The organism is Streptomyces sp. NPDC018031 (genome assembly GCF_044327625.1).
In the GTDB taxonomy this organism is placed as follows: domain Bacteria; phylum Actinomycetota; class Actinomycetes; order Streptomycetales; family Streptomycetaceae; genus Streptomyces.
This window is the reverse complement of sequence record NZ_JBIRFT010000001.1, coordinates 907,267-925,499: the sequence shown is the minus strand read 5'-3', so window position 1 is coordinate 925,499 and position 18,233 is coordinate 907,267. Positions and strand designations below refer to the sequence as shown.

The window sequence follows — 18,233 nt, the reverse complement described above, 5'->3', positions numbered from 1 at the left end:
CGCGGCCGATCCGGCTGCCCGGGCAGCGGCCGCCGGCCGGGTGCCGGGTCCGAGGCCGACCGGCAGCCCGGAAGCGGTGCCCAGGGCCGGCGGCCCGGCAGCGGCGGCCCGGGCCCGCGGCCGATCCGGCTGCCCGGGCAGCGGCCGCCGGCCGGGTGCCGGGTCCGGGGCGGTGTCAGGCGCCGGCGGGCTGCCCGGCGGCCGGCCGGGTCGGCGCCGGGGCGGGCAGGACGAGCGACTTCCCCATGCAGCGGCTGTCCGCGTGGCAGCGGTACAGCCCGAACTTGGGCACCGGGACGTAGCCGCTGGAGGCGTAGAGGGCGATGGCCTCCGGCTGCTTGACGCCGGTCTCCAGCACCATCCGGACCCGCCCGGCGGCCCGGGCGCCGGCCTCCAGCTCGGCGAGGATCCGCCGGGCCAGGCCGCGCCCGCGGGCCTCGATGATCACGAACATCCGCTTCAGCTCCGCGTCCCCGTCCGCGTAGCCCTCCTCGCTCCAGTCCTGCGCCCGCCAGCCGCCGGAGGCGACGGGGCGGCCCCGCTCGTCGTAGACGAGCAGGTACAGGCCCTGCGGCGGGTCGAACTGGGCCGGGTCGAGAGGGGTCAGGTCGCCCTCGCCGTACCGCTCTGCGTACTCCAGCTGCACCTGGTCACTGAGCGCGACGGCGTCGGGGTGGTCGAAGCGAACGCGTCGGATCTCCATTCCCGCGATCGTACGGGTGTGCGGCCCGGCTCGGCGAACGGATACCAGGTGTCGGTATCGTGCCGGAATGCTCACCTCGACAACCGTGACCACCGTGAACGTGAACGGGCTGCGGGCCGCCGCCCAGAAGGGGTTCCTGCCCTGGCTGGCGGAGACCGCCGCCGACGTCGTCTGCCTCCAGGAGGTGCGGGCCGAGCCGCACCAGCTGCCGGAGGCGGTCCGCGAGCCCGAGGGGTGGCACACCGTGCACGCCCCCGCGGCGGCGAAGGGACGGGCCGGGGTGTCGCTGTACTCGCGGCGCGAGCCGGAGGCGGCGCGGATCGGGTTCGGCTCGGCGGAGTTCGACGGCAGCGGCCGGTACGCCGAGATCGACCTGCCGGGCCTCACGGTGGCCAGCCTCTACCTGCCGTCGGGCGAGGTGGGCACCGAGCGCCAGGACGAGAAGCTGCGCTTCATGACGGAGTTCCTGGCCTACCTCAAGGAGCTGCGCGCCAGGGCCGCCGCGGAGGGGCGCGAGGTGCTGGTCTGCGGTGACTGGAACATCGCCCACCGGGAGGCCGACCTGAAGAACTGGAAGGCGAACCGGAAGAACTCCGGGTTCCTGCCCGAGGAGCGGGACTGGCTTTCCCGGGTCTTCGGCGAGGCGGAGTACGTCGACGTGGTGCGGGCGCTCCACCCGGACGTCGACGGCCCGTACTCCTGGTGGTCCTACCGGGGCAAGGCGTTCGACAACGACTCCGGCTGGCGCATCGACTACCACGTGGCCTCGCCGGGGCTGGCCGGGCGGGCCCTGAAGGCGGTCGTGGAGCGCGCCGCCTCCTACGACCAGCGCTGGTCGGACCACGCGCCGGTGACCGTGAGCTACGCGCCCGCCCGCTGACCGGCAGGCCCGGTCGCCGGGTCCGGTCGCCGGGCGGCCGGCCGGGCCCCCTCCGCCGGGCGGCAGGCCGGGGCCGGTGGCGGTGTCAGGTGGCGGCGTCCGGTCAGGAACCGGTGGGCGGTGCCGTCCGCTCGCTGAGCGAGGCGTCCAGCTCGGCGCGTATCCGGAGGTCCATGGCCATGGAAAGCTCGGCGTCCACCACGCTCTTGGCGATCGGCCGCAGTCGCTCCACGGTCTCGGTGAGACGGGCGGTCTCGGCCGGGTCCGGCGGGGTGCCGTGCGCCTGCCGGTCCAGGGCGTCGGCCAGCACATGGGTGCGGATCAGCTCGGTGAAGATGGCGGCGATGGTGTCCACCTGGGGGCGCAGCCGGCGCGCCGCGTCGAGCACCGCGGCCAGCGGGATGCCGCCCTGGACCAGGGCGCTGGAGGCTTCCAGCAGGCGGCGGCTGATGTGCACGATGTCGTCGCCGTCGATCACCAGGTAGCCGAGGTCGAGCGAGGCGGTGAGGTTCTCCGGGGTGACCTCGCCCTCGAAGTGGTCGGCCAGTTCCTCGGGGGTGAGCCGGACCGGGGTCTCCTCCGACCAGGGCACGGCGAGCGCGCTCTCCAGGCCGAGGAGGTCGCCGACGCCCCGGCCGCTCTCGAAGGCGGTGACCAGGTCCGCGATGCCGCCCAGGGTGTGGCCGCGCTCCAGCAGGGCGGCGATGGTGCGCAGCCGGGCCAGGTGGTGCTCGTTGTACCAGGCGATGCGGCCCTCGCGGCGGGGCGGCGGGATGAGCTTCCGCTCCCGGTAGAACCGGAGGGTGCGGACGGTGATGCCGGCTTCCTTGGCCAGCTCCGCCATCCGGTACTCGCGCACCTCGGCGTGCGTCTCCCCGCGCTCGTCCCCGGGTGCCTCTGCACGCGTCTCGTCATGCGCCTGATCGCTGTTCGCCACGGCAGCAGCCTATGCGGCCGGGCGGGTGCAACCGGCGGTAACTTCATGCCGCCCAACCCCTACCGCTCAGTAGATCCCTGCCCTACCCTCCAATCGTGCCAGTGATTGCTGGCGCGATTACGGGATCGGGCGATCCCGGCGATCCAACGGACTCGGGAGGCGGCGGCATGGCCGAGCTGACGCGTGAACACGTGCGGGTGGCGGTGATCGGAACCGGATTCGGCGGCCTGGGCGCCGCCGTCCGGCTGCGCCGCGAAGGCATCACCGACTTCGTGGTGCTGGAGCGGGCCGGCTCGGTCGGCGGCACCTGGCGGGACAACACCTACCCCGGCTGCGCCTGCGACGTCCCCTCGCACCTGTACTCCTTCTCCTTCGCGCCCAACCCGCGGTGGCCCCGGAACTTCTCCGGCCAGCCGCACATCCGCGCCTACCTGGAGCACGTCACCGACACCTTCGGGCTGCGGCCGCACATCCGGTTCGACTCGGAGGTGCTCGCCGCCCGCTGGGACACCGGCGCGCTGCACTGGGAGATCACCACCTCCCGCGGAACCCTCACCGCCGACCTGCTCGTCTCGGCCGGCGGGCCGCTGTCCGACCCGAAGATCCCGGACATCCCCGGGCTGGACACCTTCCCCGGCAAGGTCTTCCACTCCGCGCGCTGGGACCACGACCACGACCTGCGCGGCAAGCGGGTCGCCATGATCGGTACCGGGGCGTCCGCCATCCAGATCGTGCCCGCGATCCAGCCGCAGGTGGACCGGCTCACCCTCTTCCAGCGCACCCCCGCCTGGGTGCTGCCGCGCATGGACCGCAGGATCACCGCCGCCGAGCAGTGGCTGCACACCAAGGTCCCGGCCACCCGCGCGCTCCGCCGCGGACTGCTGTGGGGGATCCGCGAACTCCAGGTCAGCGCCTTCACCAAGCGGCCCAAGGAACTCGGCCTGGTCGAGGCGGTGGGCCGGCAGCACATCAGGCGGGCGGTGAAGGACCCGGGCCTGCGCGCCAAACTGACCCCCGACTACCGCATCGGCTGCAAGCGCATCCTGCTGTCGAACACCTACTACCCGGCCCTGGCCGCCCCCAACGCCGAGGTGGTCGCCGCCGGCCTGCGAGCGGTGCGCGGCTCCACCCTGGTGGCCGAGGACGGCACCGAGACCGAGGCCGACGTGATCGTCTTCGGCACCGGATTCCACGTCACCGACATGCCGATCGCGGAGCGGATCACCGGCGCCGACGGCATCACCCTCGCCGAGGCGTGGAAGGACGGCATGCGCTCGCTGCGCGGCGCCAGCGCGGCCGGCTTCCCCAACCTGCTGACCATCATCGGACCCAACACCGGGCTGGGGAACAGCTCGATGATCCTCATCATCGAAGCCCACCTCAACTACATGATCGACTATCTGCGGCAGCTGGACCTGCTCGGCGGCCGGCAGGGCCGGGCCGCGCTCAGCGCCCGCCCCGCGGCGGTGCACGCCTGGAACACCCACCTGCAGGAACGGATGCGGCGGACCGTGTGGTCCACCGGCGGCTGCCGGAGCTGGTACCTGGACGCCGAGGGCCGGAACACCACGCTGTGGCCGGGCACCACCAGCGCGTTCCGGAAGGCGACCCGGCAGGTGGACCTCGCCGAGTACGAGGTGCTGCGCATCGCGGCCGCCCGGCCCGGTGACCCGGCCGGAACCGGCACCGGCCGGTCCGATCCGGACCCCGCCGCGGCCGGCGGCGGCCGCGCCCCGGGCTCCGCCGAGGAGACGGCGGAGGTGGCGGCATGAGGCGGCGCGTCCGGCCCCGCGGCCTGGTCGGCCCGTACGCGCCGCCCCGGCCCGCCCGGGAGCTGACCGTCACCTCCGCCGACGGCGCCCGGATCCACGTCGAGGTGCACGGCCCCGACACCGCCCCCACCGTCGTCCTGGTGCACGGCTGGACCTGCTCCACCGCCTTCTGGGCACCGGTGGTCCGCGATCTGCTGCCCGACCACCGGGTCGTGGTGTACGACCAGCGCGGCCACGGCCGCAGCCCGGCGGCCGGGCGCGACGGGTGCAGCACCGACGCCCTCGCCGACGACCTGGCCGCGGTGCTCACGGCGACCCTGGAGCCGGGGCGGCGGGCCGTCCTCGGCGGCCACTCCATGGGCGGCATGACGGTGATGGCCGCCGCGGCCCGGCCGGCCCTGCGCGAGCACGCCGCCGCGGTGCTGCTGTGCAGCACCGGCAGCTCCGGGCTGGCCGCCCGATCCACGGTGTGGCCGCTGCGCGCGGGCCGGCTGCGCACCCGGCTGACCAGGCTGCTGCTGCACTCCCGGGCCCCGCTCGGGCCGGTCTCCCCGCTGGCCAAGGTGCCGCTGCGGTACGCGACCATGGGCCGCGGCTCGGCGCCGATCATGATGGAGGCGAGCGCGCGGATCGTGCACGCCTGCCCGCGCGGCGTACGGGCCGACTGGGGGAGGGTGCTCGGCGGCCTGGACCTGGACACCGGCGTGGCCGCGCTCACCGCGCCGACGCTGGTGGTCCAGGGCACCGCGGACCGCCTCACCCCGATCGGCCACGCCCGCTCCCTGGCCGCCCGGCTGCCGCACTGCGTGGGGCTGGTGGAACTGCCCGGGCTGGGCCACATGACCCCGATCGAGGACCCGGCGGCGATCAGCGGCGGGCTCCGCGACCTGGTGCGGGACCATCTCACCGAGTCGGCCGGGGCGTCCGGCGCGCACCTGCCGACCGGGCCGACCGGCCGGGCCGGGGCCCTGGGGACCGACGGAACCGAAGCGACCGACGAAGCGAAGGAGACCAGCGCATGAGCGCACGCAGGAGCCTGGAAGGCCAGGTGGCCGTGGTGACGGGCGCCGCGCGCGGTGTCGGCGAGCTGCTCGCCCGCAAACTGTCCGCGCGGGGCGCCAGACTCGCCCTGGTCGGCCTGGAGCCGGACGAGCTGAAACTGGTCTCGGAACGGCTGCACACCGAGTCCGCCCACTGGCACGCCGACGTCACCGACCACGAGGCGATGGCCCGGGTCGCGGCCGAGGTCGAGGAGCACTTCGGCAGGGTGGACATCGTGGTGGCCAACGCCGGGGTGGCGGCCGGCGGCCCGTTCACCGCGTCCGACCCGGTCGCCTGGCGGCGGGTGATCGAGGTCAACCTGATAGGCGGCGCGGTGACCGGCCGCGCCTTCCTGCCCGCGCTCACCGCCAGCCGCGGCTACTTCCTGCAGATCGCCTCGCTCGCCGCGATCACCCCGGCCCCGATGATGACCGCCTACTGCGCCTCCAAGTCGGGGGTGGAGGCGTTCGCGCACAGCCTCCGCGCCGAGGTGGCCCACAAGGGCGTCCGGGTGGGCGTGGGCTATCTCAGCTGGACCGACACCGACATGGTGCGCGGCGCAGACCAGGACGACGTGATGCGGGAGCTGCGGCAGCGCCTGCCCTGGCCGTCCAACCGCACCTACCCGCTGGGCCCGGCCGTCGACCGGATCGTGGCCGGCATCGAGCGCCGCTCGGCGCATGTGTACGCGCAGTGGTGGCTGCGCGGCATGCAGTCGATGCGCGGGTACCTGCCGGGGATCATCGCCACGGTGGGGCAGCGCGAGATGCGGCGTTTCGAGCCGCGGCTCGGATCGGTCTCCACCGGACTGGTGGGCGCCGGGGGCGCGGCGGACGAGAAGGCCCGTACCGAGAGCCCGCACTGACGCCGGGCGGCCGCGACCGCCGGTGCCGGCGCTGTCGGCCGTCGGCACCGGCACCCGCCGCTCCCGTTGAGCATTCCGAAATGCGAAGTATGTCCGAGCATGTCAGGCTGGTCGAGGCCCAACACCCCCTAATCACCCACTGAGGAGTGACATCGATGGGCATCAAGGACCAGATGCAGGACAAGGCGCAGCAGGCCAAGGAGAAGGCGCGGCAGGCCAAGGAAGAAGCCAAGCAGCGCGGCGAGAAGGGCAAGCAGGACCGCGAGGGCGACCGGCAGGGCCGCGACGACGCACAGCAGCGCGGCCAGCGGGCCCGGGACGACGCGCAGGACGAACTCGACTTCTGACGCCGGGGACCCGGGCGCACGCGCGCCGGGAACCCGCCGAGGGGCGCACCCCCAGAGGGTGCGCCCCTCACCACGTCCGCCGCCCCGCCCTCGGCCGCCCCGGGATCCGGCCGGGACGTCACGTCGCCGGGGGAAGGGGGCCGGGGGCTGTAACCGGCCGGCGGGACGGGGTGCGTTGGCCCCGGCGCCGCCCGGCGCCAGGCGCGCGGTGCGAGCGGGCACGGCGCGCGGGCGCGGATTCGCTCTGGCGACTGGCGACTGGCGACTGGCGACTGGCGACTGGCGACTGGCGACTGGCGACCGTGCTCGGGTCGTGGCGGCCCCGCCCCCGCTCGCGGGGCCCCTGCCGTCAACCGGCGTTGCGGGGCGGCAGTTTGGGGCGCCGCCGGTCCGGGACGTCGGAGTAGTCCGGCGGGTCGGCCGCGCCGTGCCGCTCCAGCAGGTCCAGGGCGACCCGTACCGCGTCGTCCATCTGCTTGTGCCGGCCCTCCGCCCAGTCCAGCGGGGTGCGCTCGACCTCGATGTCGGGTTCCACGCCGTGGTTCTCCACGCCCCAGCCGTACGCCTCGAACCAGGCGGCGTTCATCGGCACGGTGATCGCGGTGCCGTCGCCCAGCCGGTGCCGGCCGGTCATGCCGACCACCCCGCCCCAGGTGCGCAGGCCCACCACCGGCCCGATGCCCAGCAGCCGGAAGGCGGCGGTGATCATGTCGCCGTCCGAGGAGGTCATCTCGTCGGCGACCGCGACGATCGGGCCGCGCGGCGCGTTGCTGGTGTAGGACACGGGCTGGGCGTCCCGGGTGAGGTCCCAGCCCATCACGGTGCGGGTGAGCTTCTCCACGACCAGTTCGCTGATGTTGCCGCCGGCGTTGCCGCGCACGTCGACGATGAGCGCGGGCAGTGACATCTCGCGGCGCAGGTCGCGGTTGAACTGCGCCCAGCCGGAGCCGCCCATGTCCGGGATGTGCAGGTATCCGCACTTGCCGCCGCTCAACTCCCGTACCACCTCGCGCCGTTTCGCCACCCAGTACTGGTAGCGCAGCGGCCGTTCGTCGATCAGCGGCACCACGGCGACCCGGCGGGCGTGGGCTCCGTCGGAGGTGGCGAAGGTCAGCTCCACGGTGGTGCCGCCGGCCGCCGCCAGCAGGGGGTACGGCCCGGTGACCGGATCCACCGGCCGGCCGTCGACATGGGTGAGCACCGAGCCCTCGCGGATGCCCGAACCGGCCAGCGGCGAGCGGGCGCGGGAGTCGGAGGACTCCCCGGGCAGGATCCGGGCGACGGTCCACGAACCGTCCTTGCCGTGCACGAAGTTGGCGCCGAGCAGCCCGATCGGCCGCTGGTAGTGGCGCGGCCCCTCGTTGCGCCGGGCGACCTGGACGTACGCGTGCGAGGTGCCCAGTTCGCCCATCACCTCGCGCAGCAGGTCGGCGAACTCGTCGGGCGAGGCGACCCGTTCGACCAGCGGGCGGTACTGCTCCAGCACCCCGTCCCAGTCGACGCCGCACATGCCCGGCTCCCAGAAGTAGGCGCGGACGATGCGCCCGGCCTCGTCGAACGCCTGCCGCCACTCGGCGGCCGGGTCCACCTCGTGCAGGATGCGGCGCATGTCGATGTAGACGGTGGACTCGGTGTCGGTCTGCTCGGTGGACGGGACCGACCGCAGCTCGCCCTCGTCGTTGATGACCAGCCGGGTGCCGTCACCGCTCACCCGGTACCAGTCGACCTCGCGGGTGAGTTCGGTGCGCTTGGCCTTGCCGAGGTCGAAGTACTCCAGGGTGGGGCGGCCGGTGGTGTCGGCCGGGTTGGCGAAGGTCTCGCCGAGTGCGCCGGAGATCGGCCAGCGCAGCCACACCAGGCCCCCGCCGCTGACCGGGTTGAGCGAGGAGTACTTGGAGGCGGCCACCGGGAAGGCGGTCACCCGGCTGGACAGGCCCTCCACCTCCACCAGCACGGTGCCCTCGGCGCCGGCCGCGGCGAGCCCCGGCTCGCTCCGGGGCGGCGCCCAGTCCTCGGGGTCCAGCCCGCCGGCCGCGGGCCGCCCCTCGGGGGAGAGCGCGAACGGCGACGGCGTCGCCGACGACAGCGGTACCAGGTACGGGCGGCAGCCGAGCGGGAAGGACAGGTCGCCGGTGTGCACGTCGTAGACCGGGTCGAAACCGCGCCAGGAGAGGAACGCCAGGTAGCGGCCGTCCCGGGTGAACACCGGTTGCTCGTCCTCGAAGCGGCCGTTGGTGACGTCGACGATCGAGCGGTCCTTCAGCCGGGCGATCTTGATCTGCCGCAGCGACCGGCCGATGCCGGGGTGGGACCAGGCCAGCCAGCCCGAGTCGGGGGAGAAGGCCAGGTCGCGCACCGGGCCGTTGACCGAGCGGATGAGTTCGGTGACGCCGTCGGACTCCTCCGCGCCACCGCCGGCGTCGTGCCGGGTGGCTCCGGCGGGGGCGGCCGGAGCGGCCGCCGCCGCGTCGTCGGCCGCGGCCGTGCCGGGGGCCGGCTCGGCCGTGTCCTCCTCGGTGGGGACCGGCACCAGCAGCAGCCGGCCGTCGTTGGCCGCGACCGCCAGCCGCCGTCCGTCGGGGGAGGCGAGCAGCTCGTGGACCCGGCCCAGCTTCCCGGCGGCCAGCCGCCGCGGCTGCCGCTGCCCGCTGGCCCGCGGCAGGTAGCCGATCTCGATGGCGTCCTCGCCCTCGGCGTCCGTGATGTACGCGACGCGGCCGGTGGCGCCCAGCATCTCGGGCAGCCGGATCCGCACCCCGGGCACGTCGGAGATGGAGCGGGCCGGGCCGTCCCGATGGGTCAGCCAGTACAGGCTGCCGCGGACGCACACGGCGCTCGCCCGGCCGGTGGGGTCCACCGAGAGCGAGTCGACGTGCGCGGCGGCCGGGATCTGGTAGCGCCGCCGCCCGGCGCGCGGGCCGCCCAGCGACACGTCCAGCCGGCGCGGCACGGCGTCCGGGCCGAGGTCGTCGACGAGCCACAGGTCCCCGGCGCACTGGTAGACGACGCGGGAGCCGTCGGTCGAGGCGTGCCGGGCGTAGAAGTCCTCGTGGTCGGTGTGGCGGCGCAGGTCGGAGCCGTCGGGCAGGCAGGAGTAGAGGTTGCCGATGCCCTCGTGGTCGGAGAGGAAGGCGATCCGGCCGCCGACGAACATCACCGAGTCCAGGTGTCCGTAGAGGTCGGGCAGCAGCCGGGTGCCGTGCAGCCACATCCGCCCCATCGCGCCGCCCCGGTAGCGCTTCCAGGACGCCGGCTCGTGCGGCGGCTTGCCGGTCAGCAGCAGGGTGCGGCGCTCGCCGTCGACATGGCCGACGGCGATGTCCGAGACCGGCCCCCACGGCAGCCGGCCGCCGGGACTGCCGTCGGTGGGCAGGGTGTACGCCCAGGAGAAGTAGGAGAACGGCTGCTCGTGCGAGGAGACGGCGAGGATCTGGGAGGTGCCGTGCTCGTCCGGCGGGGCCCAGCCGCACACCCGCGCGTCGGTGCTGCCCCAGTAGGTGAGGCGGTGGGCCGGGCCGCCGTCCACCGGCACCAGATGGACCTCGGGGTCCAGGCTCCGCCAGGTGGTGAAGGCGATTCGGGTGCCGTCCGGGGAGAAGCGGGGGTGGCCCACGCGGGTGCGGTCGACGGTCAGCCGCCAGGCCCGCCCCGGTGGGCCGCCGTCAGGGGCCAGCGGGGCCACCCACAGATCGTCCTCGGCCGCGAAGCAGAGCAGGTCGCCATGGAGATGAGGGAACCGCAGATAGGCGCTCACAGGTTCCATGCTTTCGGCCCGGGCAGCCCGCGGCAACTCGTTCTGTGACACAGAACACCACCGAAACCAAGGCGTTTCGATACGTCGTATCGTAGGCTTGTAGCTGTACGAAACCGTTTCGTTTGAACGAGGTTCCGGTGGGAGGTGCGTGATGCGGACGGACGACGCGGTCGAAGCGCCTACTTCGCGCCGCACCCGGCTCACTCCCGAGCGGGAGAACGAACTCTACGAAGCCGTACTGGATCTCCTGGTGGAGGTCGGGTACGACGGCCTCACCATGGACGCGGTGGCGGCGCGTACGCGTTCGAGCAAGGCGACGCTCTACCGGCAGTGGAAGAGCAAGCCGCAACTGGTCGTCACCGCACTGCGGAAGACCAAACCCGTCTCACTCCACGACATCGACACCGGATCGCTCCGCGGCGATCTCCGCGAGGTGGTGCTCTGCAGCAGGGAACGATCGGAACACGACGCCGCCCTGATGAGGGCGCTGGGTCATGCCGCACACGAGAACCATGAGCTGCACCAGGCGCTCCGGGAACTGCTGATCGATCCGGAGATGGTCGCCCTCGACCAGACGCTGAGGCGAGCCGTCGACCGCGGTGAGGTCGCCGCGGACCGGCCGGCCCTCGGTTACGTACCGCACATGATGTGCGGCGCGTTCGTCGCCCGTCCGTTGATCGACGACGAACCGGCGGACCCCGATTACCTGCTCACCTACATCGACGCCGTGGTTCTCCCCGCCCTCGGCGTCTGACCTCTCCCCGAACCCGGTGCCCACGTCCCCGCGCGGTACCGGACAACCTCATATCGGATCCACCCGCACCAAGCAGACGCCACCCGGTACGCCGCTCTCGTCGCCGGTCGGTCTCCGCAACTGCCACCTCCTATACCGACGGGAGCATTACTCCTCGTGGCCACGTTCCTATACAAACTCGGCCGTTTTTCCTTCAGGAAGCGGCGTTTCGTCGCACTGATCTGGGTCGCGCTGCTCGTGGTCGCCGGAGTCGGCGCCGGCACCGCGTCTCCGCCCGCCAACGACGAATTCTCCATCCCCGGCACCGAGGCCCAGAAGGCCTTCGACCTGCTGGAGGAGCGCATCCCGGGCGCCAGTCCCGACGGTGCCTCCGCGCGTGTGGTGTTCCGCGCCCCCAAGGGCGAGAGCATGAACGACGCGGAGAACAAGGCGGCCGTCGGCAAGGTGATCAAGGAGCTGAAGGGCAGCTCCGACGACATCGCCTCGGTCGGCGACCCCTACGCCACCGGCGCCGTGAGCAAGGACGGTTCCACCGCGTACATCCTGACCCTGTACAAGGTCAACGCGATGGAGCTGGACAAGGACTCCAAGGAAGCGCTGAAGGACGCGGGCAAGGACGCGCGCGACTCGGGCCTGACGGTGGAGATCGGGGGTGACGCGCTGGAGGAGATGCCGCACACCGGGGCCACCGAGATCATCGGCATCATCATCTCCGCGATCGTCCTCGCCATCACCTTCAGCTCGCTGGTCGCCGCCGGACTTCCGCTGCTGACCGCCCTGATCGGCGTCGGTATCGGAATCTCCTCGATCACCGCGCTCGCCACCACGCTGGGCCTGTCCACCACCACCTCCACGCTGGCGATGATGATCGGCCTCGCGGTCGGCATCGACTACGCGCTCTTCATCGTCTCCCGCTACCGTGCCGAACTGGCCGAGGGCCGGGAACACGAGGAGGCGGCCGGCCGAGCGGTGGGCACCGCCGGCTCGGCGGTGGTCTTCGCCGGTCTGACCGTCGTCATCGCCCTGGTCGGCCTGGCGGTCGTCAACATCCCGGTGCTGACCAAGATGGGTATGGCCGCCGCGGGCACCGTGGTCATCGCCGTCCTCATCGCCGTCAGCCTGATCCCGGCGCTGCTGGGCTTCGCGGGCAAGCGGGTCTACGGCAAGAAGGCGCGCAAGCGGATCGAGGAGGGCGGCTCGCCCGACAAGTCCGACAAGCCCAACATGGGCACCCGTTGGGCACGGGGCATCCTGCGCCGTCCGGTGGTCGTGCTGCTGGTCGGCGTGATCGGCCTGGGCGCCGCCGCGGTGCCGGCCGCAAGCCTGGAGCTGGGTCTGCCGGACGACGGCTACCAGCCGACGTCCAGCACCAAGCGCAAGGCGTACGACATGATCAGCGACGGCTTCGGCCCCGGCTACAACGGCCCGCTGATGGTCGTCATCGACGCCAAGAGCAGCGACGACCCGAAGGACGCGGGAGCCACCGCCCGGAAGGTCATCGACGACCTCGACGGCACGAAGACGGTCACCCCGCCGCAGTTCAACAAGCCGGGTGACACCGCCACCCTCACGGTGATCTCGGACTACAAGCCGAGCAGCCACGACACCGAGATGCTGGTCGCGGACATCCGTGAGGCGGCCGACAAGATCCAGGCCGACACCGGCGCCGAGGTCCTGGTGACCGGCACCACGGCCATGAACATCGACATCTCCAAGAAGCTCAACGACGCGCTGCTGCCGTACCTGCTGCTCGTCGTCGGTCTGGCCTTCCTGCTGCTGATGATCGTCTTCCGGTCGGTGCTGGTGCCGCTGAAGGCCGCCCTGGGCTTCCTGCTCTCGGTGGTCGCGGCGCTCGGCGCGGTGGTCGCGGTCTTCCAGTGGGGCTGGCTGGGCGCCCTGTTCGGCGTCGAGGAGACCGGCCCGATCATGAGCATGATGCCGATCTTCATGATCGGTGTGGTGTTCGGTCTCGCCATGGACTACGAGGTCTTCCTCGTCACCCGGATGCGCGAGGCGTACGTCCACGGCGAGCGCCCCGGCGAGGCCATCGTGACCGGCTTCCGCCACGGTGCCCGGGTGGTCACCGCCGCCGCCGTCATCATGATCGCCGTCTTCTCCGGCTTCATCGGCTCCAGCGAGCAGATGGTCAAGATGATCGGCTTCGGTCTCGCCATCGCGGTCCTCTTCGACGCCTTCGTGGTCCGGATGACCATCGTCCCGGCGGTGCTCGCACTGCTCGGCAAGGCCGCCTGGTGGCTGCCGAAGTGGCTCGACAAGGCCCTGCCGAACGTGGACGTCGAGGGTGAGCGGCTGCAGAAGCAGCTCGGCGACGCCCCGGCCGTGCGCGACCAGGACCAGGACCCGGACGCCCGGCTGACCCGCGTCTGACCGGAGGTCCCCCCGGCATCGTCCGGAACCGGACGATGCCGGGACGGCGGCCCGCCGCGCACCATGCGCGGCGGGCCGCCGTCGTTCTCTCTCCCGGCCGCCGGCCGCCGGCCGTCGCCGTCTCCCGGTGGCAGTCGTTCCCCGGCCGCCGGCCGTCGCCGTTTTCGCGGCGGTCGGCGCTTCTCCGGCCGTCGTCGTTCTCCCGGCGGTCGCCATCGCCGTTCCCGGGTCGTCGCCTCCTCCCGGTCACCGTCGTTCTCCCGGCCGCCGTCGTCCTTCCGGCAGCGGGTCGTCGGCGCTTCCCCGGCCGCCACCGGTCGCCGGGGCACCGGGGGTCACCCGCCGCCGTAACCGCGCCCGCGACCGGCGCGCCACCGCTAGGGCACGGCCTGCACCGCGGTGCGCTCCAGGAGTTCCGCCGCGTGCTCCTCCGCCTCCTCCAGCAGCTTGGCCGCGATCCGGTCCAGCGCCCGGTCCAGCCGGGCCCGGTGCGCCGGATCCGACAGGTCCCAGTCCTCCAGCTGGTGGTCCAGCCAGGTCCGCCAGGCGGCGCTCAACCGGTCGATCTCCTCCTGGCCGCGCGCGGTGAGCGCCAGCTCGTCGCCCGCCAGCCGGGCGTAGCCGGCCGCCGCGGTACGGGCGAAGGCCGGCCGGAGCACCTCCGGCGGCATCCGGTGGGCCTTGGCGACCTCGCTGAGCAGCGCCCGGCCGCGCAGCTTGGCCCGCCAGTGGATCTGGCCCAGTGTCCACGCGCCGGCCGGATCCAGCGGGCTGCCCGACTCGTCGATCAGCTGCCCGGTCACCGGCCCCTTCGCCCGCCGCATCACCCCCGCCACGGCCCGCTCCAGCTGCCGGTCCGCGTCCGGGGAGTCGGGGGCGGAGAACCCCTCGCCCATGTCCGCGGCGCCGGCCCGGGCGCTGTCCCGCAGCGGCACCTCCTTGAGGAACCAGGCGATCACGAACCCGGCGGCGGCGACCGGCGCCACCCACTGGAAGACGAAGTTGATGGTGTCCGCGTAGGCGTCGACGACCGGTGCCGCCTGCGCGTCGGGCAGCTCGCGCAGCGCCTGCGGGTTCTCCGCGGCCTCCGGTGGCACCTGGGGTGACTCGGCCAGCGCCGCCCGCAGGTTCGGTTGCAGCTCGCCGCTGTAGAGGGTGCCGAAGATCGCGGTGCCGAAGGAGCTGCCCAGGGTGCGGAAGAAGGTCACGCCGGAAGTCGCCGAGCCCAGTTCGTGGTACGGGACGGTGTTCTGCACGGCGATGGTGAGCACCTGCATGGCCAGGCCGATCCCCAGCCCCAGCACGAACATGTACAGCGACACCAGCCACACCCCGGTGTCCGGCCCCATCGTCGACATCAGATACAGGCCCAGCGCCATCACACCGCAGCCCGAGACGGGGAAGTACCGGTAGCGGCCGGTACGGCTGACCACCACCCCGGACAGCATGGAGGTGCCCAGCAGTCCGACGATCATCGGCAGCGTGCGGACCCCGGACATGGTGGCCGACACCCCGTCCACGAACTGCAGGTACGTCGGCAGGTAGGTCAGCGCGCCCAGCATCGCGAAACCCACGATGAAGCTGAGCGTCGAGCAGACCGTGAAGACCGGGTTGCGGAACAGGTGCATCGGCAGCATCGGCTCCGCGGCCCGCAGCTCCACCAGCACGAACGCGGTCAGCAGCAGCACCGCGGCGACGAACAGCCCGATGATGACGGGTGAGCCCCACGGGTACTCGGTGCCGCCCCACTCCAGGCCGAGCACCAGACCCGAGGAGCCCAGCGCCACCAGCACGATGCCGGCGTAGTCGATCACCGGCCGGACCGGTGCCCGGACCACCGGCACGGTCCGCGCGGCCATCACGATCATGACGGCGGCGACCGGCACGTTGACGTAGAAGCACCAGCGCCAGGACGCGTGGTCGGTGAACAGCCCGCCCAGCGTCGGGCCGACCACGGTGGTCACGCCGAACACGGCGCCCAGCGCCCCCTGGTACTTGCCGCGCTGCCGCAGCGGGATCACGTCCGCGATCAGCGCCATGGCGGTGACCATCAGCCCGCCGCCGCCGACCCCCTGCACCGCGCGGGCGACAATCAGCACCAGCATGCTGTCGGCCGCCCCCGCCAGCACCGAACCGCCGACGAACACCACCGCGCTGATCTGGAAGACCACCTTGCGGCCGAAGAGGTCGCCGAACTTGCCGACCAGCACCGTCGACACCGTCTCGGCCAGCAGGTAGGCGGTCACCACCCACGCCATGTGCCCGCCGCCGCCCAGGTCCGCCACGATCGTCGGCAGCGCCGTGGACACGATGGTCTGGTCCAGCGCGGCCAGCATCATGCCCAGCACGATCGTGGTGAACACCAGGTTGGTGTGGCGCCGGTCCAGGGGTTCGGGAGGCGCGGGGGCGGCGGTCTCCCCGGTGGCCGTGGTCATGGGGCGTGGTCCCTCCACAAGGCGCGCGCGGCCGGTCCCCTCAGCATTCGGCGGAACGGCCCCGCCCGCCACCGGGGCTGCTGCGCCCGGGGCGGCGCACCGGGCGGCCCGGGGGTCCGCTCCGGGCGGCGGACCAGGGCGCCGCCGGTGCGCGCGGGGTTGTCGCCGCCACCCTGCTCTTGCAAGCTCTTCGCAGGTGACCTCTATCATCGATCGGCTGTCCCCGACCGGAACCGGAGCCCACGCATGCATGTCCCCGACGGATTCATCGACGCTCCGGTGTCGGTGGCGACCGGTGCGGTCGCCGCCGCCGCCGTCGCCGTCAGTCTGCGCGGCGCCCGCAGGGAGTTCGACGGCGGCGCGGACACCGGCGGCTTCGGCGCCGAGCGCACCGCCCCGCTGGCCGGCCTGGTGGCCGCGTTCATCTTCGCCGTGCAGATGCTGAACTTCCCCGTCGCCGCCGGTACCAGCGGGCATCTGCTGGGCGGCGCGCTCGCCGCCATCCTGGTCGGCCCGTACACCGGGGTGCTGTGCGTCTCCGTGGTGCTGCTCATGCAGGGCGTGCTCTTCGCGGACGGCGGGCTCACCGCGCTGGGCGTCAACATCACCGTGATGGCCGTGGTCACCACGGTCGTGGCGTACGGGATCTTCCGTGCCCTGGTGAAGGCGCTGCCCCGGAACCGGCGCACGGTCACCGTGGCCTCCTTCACCGCGGCGCTGGTCTCCGTCCCGGCCGCCGCGGCCGCGTTCACCGGCCTGTTCGCCATCGGCGGTACCACCGACGTCTCCACCGGCAAGGTGCTCACCGCCATGGTCGGTGTGCACACGCTCATCGGCATCGGGGAGGGCCTGATCACCGCCCTCACCGTCGGCGCGGTGATAGCCGTCCGCCCCGACCTGGTGTACGGCGCCCGCGGCCTGTCCCGGCCGCTGGAGCTGCGCACCACCACGGTGGCCGCGCCGGCCCGGCCGCGCCCGGCCGGGGCCGGGGACGCCGCGCCGGAGGCAGCCCCCGCCGGCGCCGCGGAGCCGTCCGGCGCCCGGGACGCCTCCGGCCCGGACCCGGCCCCCGGAGCCGCCCCGCTCGCCCCGGAACCCGCCGCGGCCGGCCGGCGCTCCACCCGCGGGCTGTGGCTGGGCGGACTGGCCGCCACCCTGGTCTGCGCGGGCGTCGTCAGCTTCTACGCCTCGGCGGACCCCGACGGCCTGGAGAAGGTCGCACACGACAAGGGCTTCGACGCCAAGGCCGAGGAGCACGCGGCGAAGGACTCCCCGCTCGCCGACTACGGCGTCGAGGACATCACCAACGCCCGGGTCTCCGGCGGACTCGCCGGGGTGATCGGGGTCGGCGCCACCCTCGCCGTCGGCTCCGGCGTCTTCTTCGTCGTCCGCCGCCGCAGGTCGGCCGAGGCCGGTCCGGCGTCGCTGCCGGACCGCGGCACCGGGGCGGCCTGAGGTGGGCGCCGGCCATGTCCACAAGCTGTACCGGCATGGCCGGTCACCGGTCCACGCCCTGCCCCCGCACTGCAAGATCGTGGCGGTCTTCTGCTTCGTCCTGGCCGTCGTCGCCACCCCGCGCGAGGCGTTCTGGGCGTTCGGGCTCTACGCGCTGCTGCTCGCCGCGGTCACCGCGGTGGCCCGGGTGCCCGCGCTCTTCGTACTGCGCAGACTTCTGATCGAGGTCCCGTTCGTGGCGTTCGCGGTGCTGATGCCGTTCGTCGCCGAGGGCCCCCGGGTGGACGTGCTGGGCATGTCGCTCAGCGAGTCCGGGCTCTGGGGCGCCTGGAACGTCCTCGCCAAGGGCACGCTGGGCGTCGCCGCCTCGGTGCTGCTGGCGGCCACCACCGAACTGCGCGCCCTGCTGCTCGGGCTCCAGCGGCTGCGGATGCCCCCGCTGCTGGTCCAGATCGCCTCGTTCATGATCCGGTACGGCGATGTGATCGGCGACGAGATGCGCCGGATGCGGATCGCCCGGGTCTCGCGCGGCTTCGAAGCGCGCGGGGTGCGCCACTGGGGGGTGCTCGCCAAAACGGCCGGCGCGCTGTTCATCCGCTCCTACGAGCGCGGCGAGCGGGTCCACCTGGCCATGGTCAGCCGTGGCTACACCGGCAGCATGCCGGTGATCGACGAGGTCCCGGCGACCCCCGCGCACTGGCGGTACGCCGCCGCGCTGCCGCTGACCGCCCTGCTGGTGTGCCTGGCAGGGTGGACCCTCACCTGACCGACGGCCGCCGGCCCCGTACCCCCGCGACCGGCCCCCACCGACCCGCCCGGCCGACCCCGCGACGCACCCCGCGACCCCCCACCGCCCCCGGCCCGACCGCCCCCGCCCCTGCCGCCCACACCGACCCCGGCCC

General features: G+C 73.4%; 13 protein-coding genes. 9 read left to right on the top strand and 4 right to left on the bottom strand.

All coding sequences use genetic code 11. The features are described 5' to 3' along the window. Positions 1 to 175: 175 nt before the first annotated feature. A complete protein-coding gene (locus tag ACH4B3_RS03915; RefSeq protein WP_398461113.1) occupies positions 176 to 703 on the bottom strand; it encodes a GNAT family N-acetyltransferase in 528 nt (175 codons plus the stop codon). Between the two features lie 67 nt (positions 704 to 770). Here ACH4B3_RS03915 and ACH4B3_RS03910 point away from each other — a divergent pair, with 67 nt between their 5' ends. After that, positions 771 to 1,583: an exodeoxyribonuclease III gene (locus tag ACH4B3_RS03910; protein WP_398461112.1), complete on the top strand. Its 813-nt coding sequence runs from the start codon at positions 771 to 773 to the stop codon at positions 1,581 to 1,583. Between the two features lie 103 nt (positions 1,584 to 1,686). Here the strand turns inward: ACH4B3_RS03910 and ACH4B3_RS03905 are convergent, their stop codons facing one another. Next, the gene (locus tag ACH4B3_RS03905; RefSeq protein ID WP_398461576.1) at positions 1,687 to 2,427 is read right to left on the bottom strand and encodes a MerR family transcriptional regulator; all 741 of its coding nucleotides are present in this window, start codon (positions 2,425 to 2,427) and stop codon (positions 1,687 to 1,689) included. Positions 2,428 to 2,687: 260 nt separating this feature from the next. Between ACH4B3_RS03905 and ACH4B3_RS03900 the strand changes: the two genes are divergently transcribed. The 4 genes from ACH4B3_RS03900 to ACH4B3_RS03885 all read left to right on the top strand — a co-directional run bounded on the left by ACH4B3_RS03900 (position 2,688) and on the right by ACH4B3_RS03885 (position 6,545). Beyond that, on the top strand, positions 2,688 to 4,292 hold the full coding sequence (locus ACH4B3_RS03900; RefSeq protein ID WP_398461111.1) for a flavin-containing monooxygenase: 1,605 nt from the start codon (positions 2,688 to 2,690) through the stop codon (positions 4,290 to 4,292). Then, on the top strand, positions 4,289 to 5,314 hold the full coding sequence (locus tag ACH4B3_RS03895; protein WP_398461110.1) for an alpha/beta fold hydrolase: 1,026 nt from the start codon (positions 4,289 to 4,291) through the stop codon (positions 5,312 to 5,314). Before ACH4B3_RS03900 ends, ACH4B3_RS03895 begins: the two co-directional genes overlap by 4 nt. Then, positions 5,311 to 6,198 (top strand): SDR family oxidoreductase, encoded by an 888-nt coding sequence (locus ACH4B3_RS03890; RefSeq protein ID WP_398461109.1) that lies wholly within the window; start codon positions 5,311 to 5,313, stop codon positions 6,196 to 6,198. The genes ACH4B3_RS03895 and ACH4B3_RS03890 overlap by 4 nt, the downstream gene beginning before the upstream one ends. A 155-nt stretch (positions 6,199 to 6,353) precedes the next feature. Further along, positions 6,354 to 6,545: a hypothetical protein gene (locus ACH4B3_RS03885; RefSeq protein WP_398461575.1), complete on the top strand. Its 192-nt coding sequence runs from the start codon at positions 6,354 to 6,356 to the stop codon at positions 6,543 to 6,545. Positions 6,546 to 6,894: 349 nt separating this feature from the next. Here the strand turns inward: ACH4B3_RS03885 and ACH4B3_RS03880 are convergent, their stop codons facing one another. Continuing rightward, a complete protein-coding gene (locus ACH4B3_RS03880; protein ID WP_398461108.1) occupies positions 6,895 to 10,308 on the bottom strand; it encodes a S41 family peptidase in 3,414 nt (1,137 codons plus the stop codon). 142 nt (positions 10,309 to 10,450) lie between these two features. On the opposite strand from ACH4B3_RS03880, the gene ACH4B3_RS03875 reads away from it, so the two are divergent. Both ACH4B3_RS03875 and ACH4B3_RS03870 read left to right on the top strand, forming a co-directional pair. After that, positions 10,451 to 11,053, top strand: a complete 603-nt coding sequence (locus ACH4B3_RS03875) for a TetR/AcrR family transcriptional regulator (RefSeq protein WP_398461107.1) — start codon at positions 10,451 to 10,453, stop codon at positions 11,051 to 11,053. Between the two features lie 156 nt (positions 11,054 to 11,209). Beyond that, a complete protein-coding gene (locus ACH4B3_RS03870; protein ID WP_398461106.1) occupies positions 11,210 to 13,441 on the top strand; it encodes an MMPL family transporter in 2,232 nt (743 codons plus the stop codon). A 377-nt stretch (positions 13,442 to 13,818) separates the two neighbouring features. Here ACH4B3_RS03870 and ACH4B3_RS03865 read toward each other — a convergent pair whose 3' ends face one another. After that, entirely contained in the window at positions 13,819 to 15,876 is a 2,058-nt protein-coding gene (locus tag ACH4B3_RS03865; RefSeq protein WP_398461105.1) for an MDR family MFS transporter, read from the bottom strand. Between the two features lie 246 nt (positions 15,877 to 16,122). On the opposite strand from ACH4B3_RS03865, the gene ACH4B3_RS03860 reads away from it, so the two are divergent. Beyond that, entirely contained in the window at positions 16,123 to 17,331 is a 1,209-nt protein-coding gene (locus ACH4B3_RS03860) for an energy-coupling factor ABC transporter permease (protein ID WP_398461104.1), read from the top strand. A gap of 1 nt (position 17,332) precedes the next feature. Then, on the top strand, positions 17,333 to 18,097 hold the full coding sequence (gene cbiQ / locus ACH4B3_RS03855) for a cobalt ECF transporter T component CbiQ (protein ID WP_398461103.1): 765 nt from the start codon (positions 17,333 to 17,335) through the stop codon (positions 18,095 to 18,097). The last annotated feature ends 136 nt before the right edge of the window (positions 18,098 to 18,233 follow it).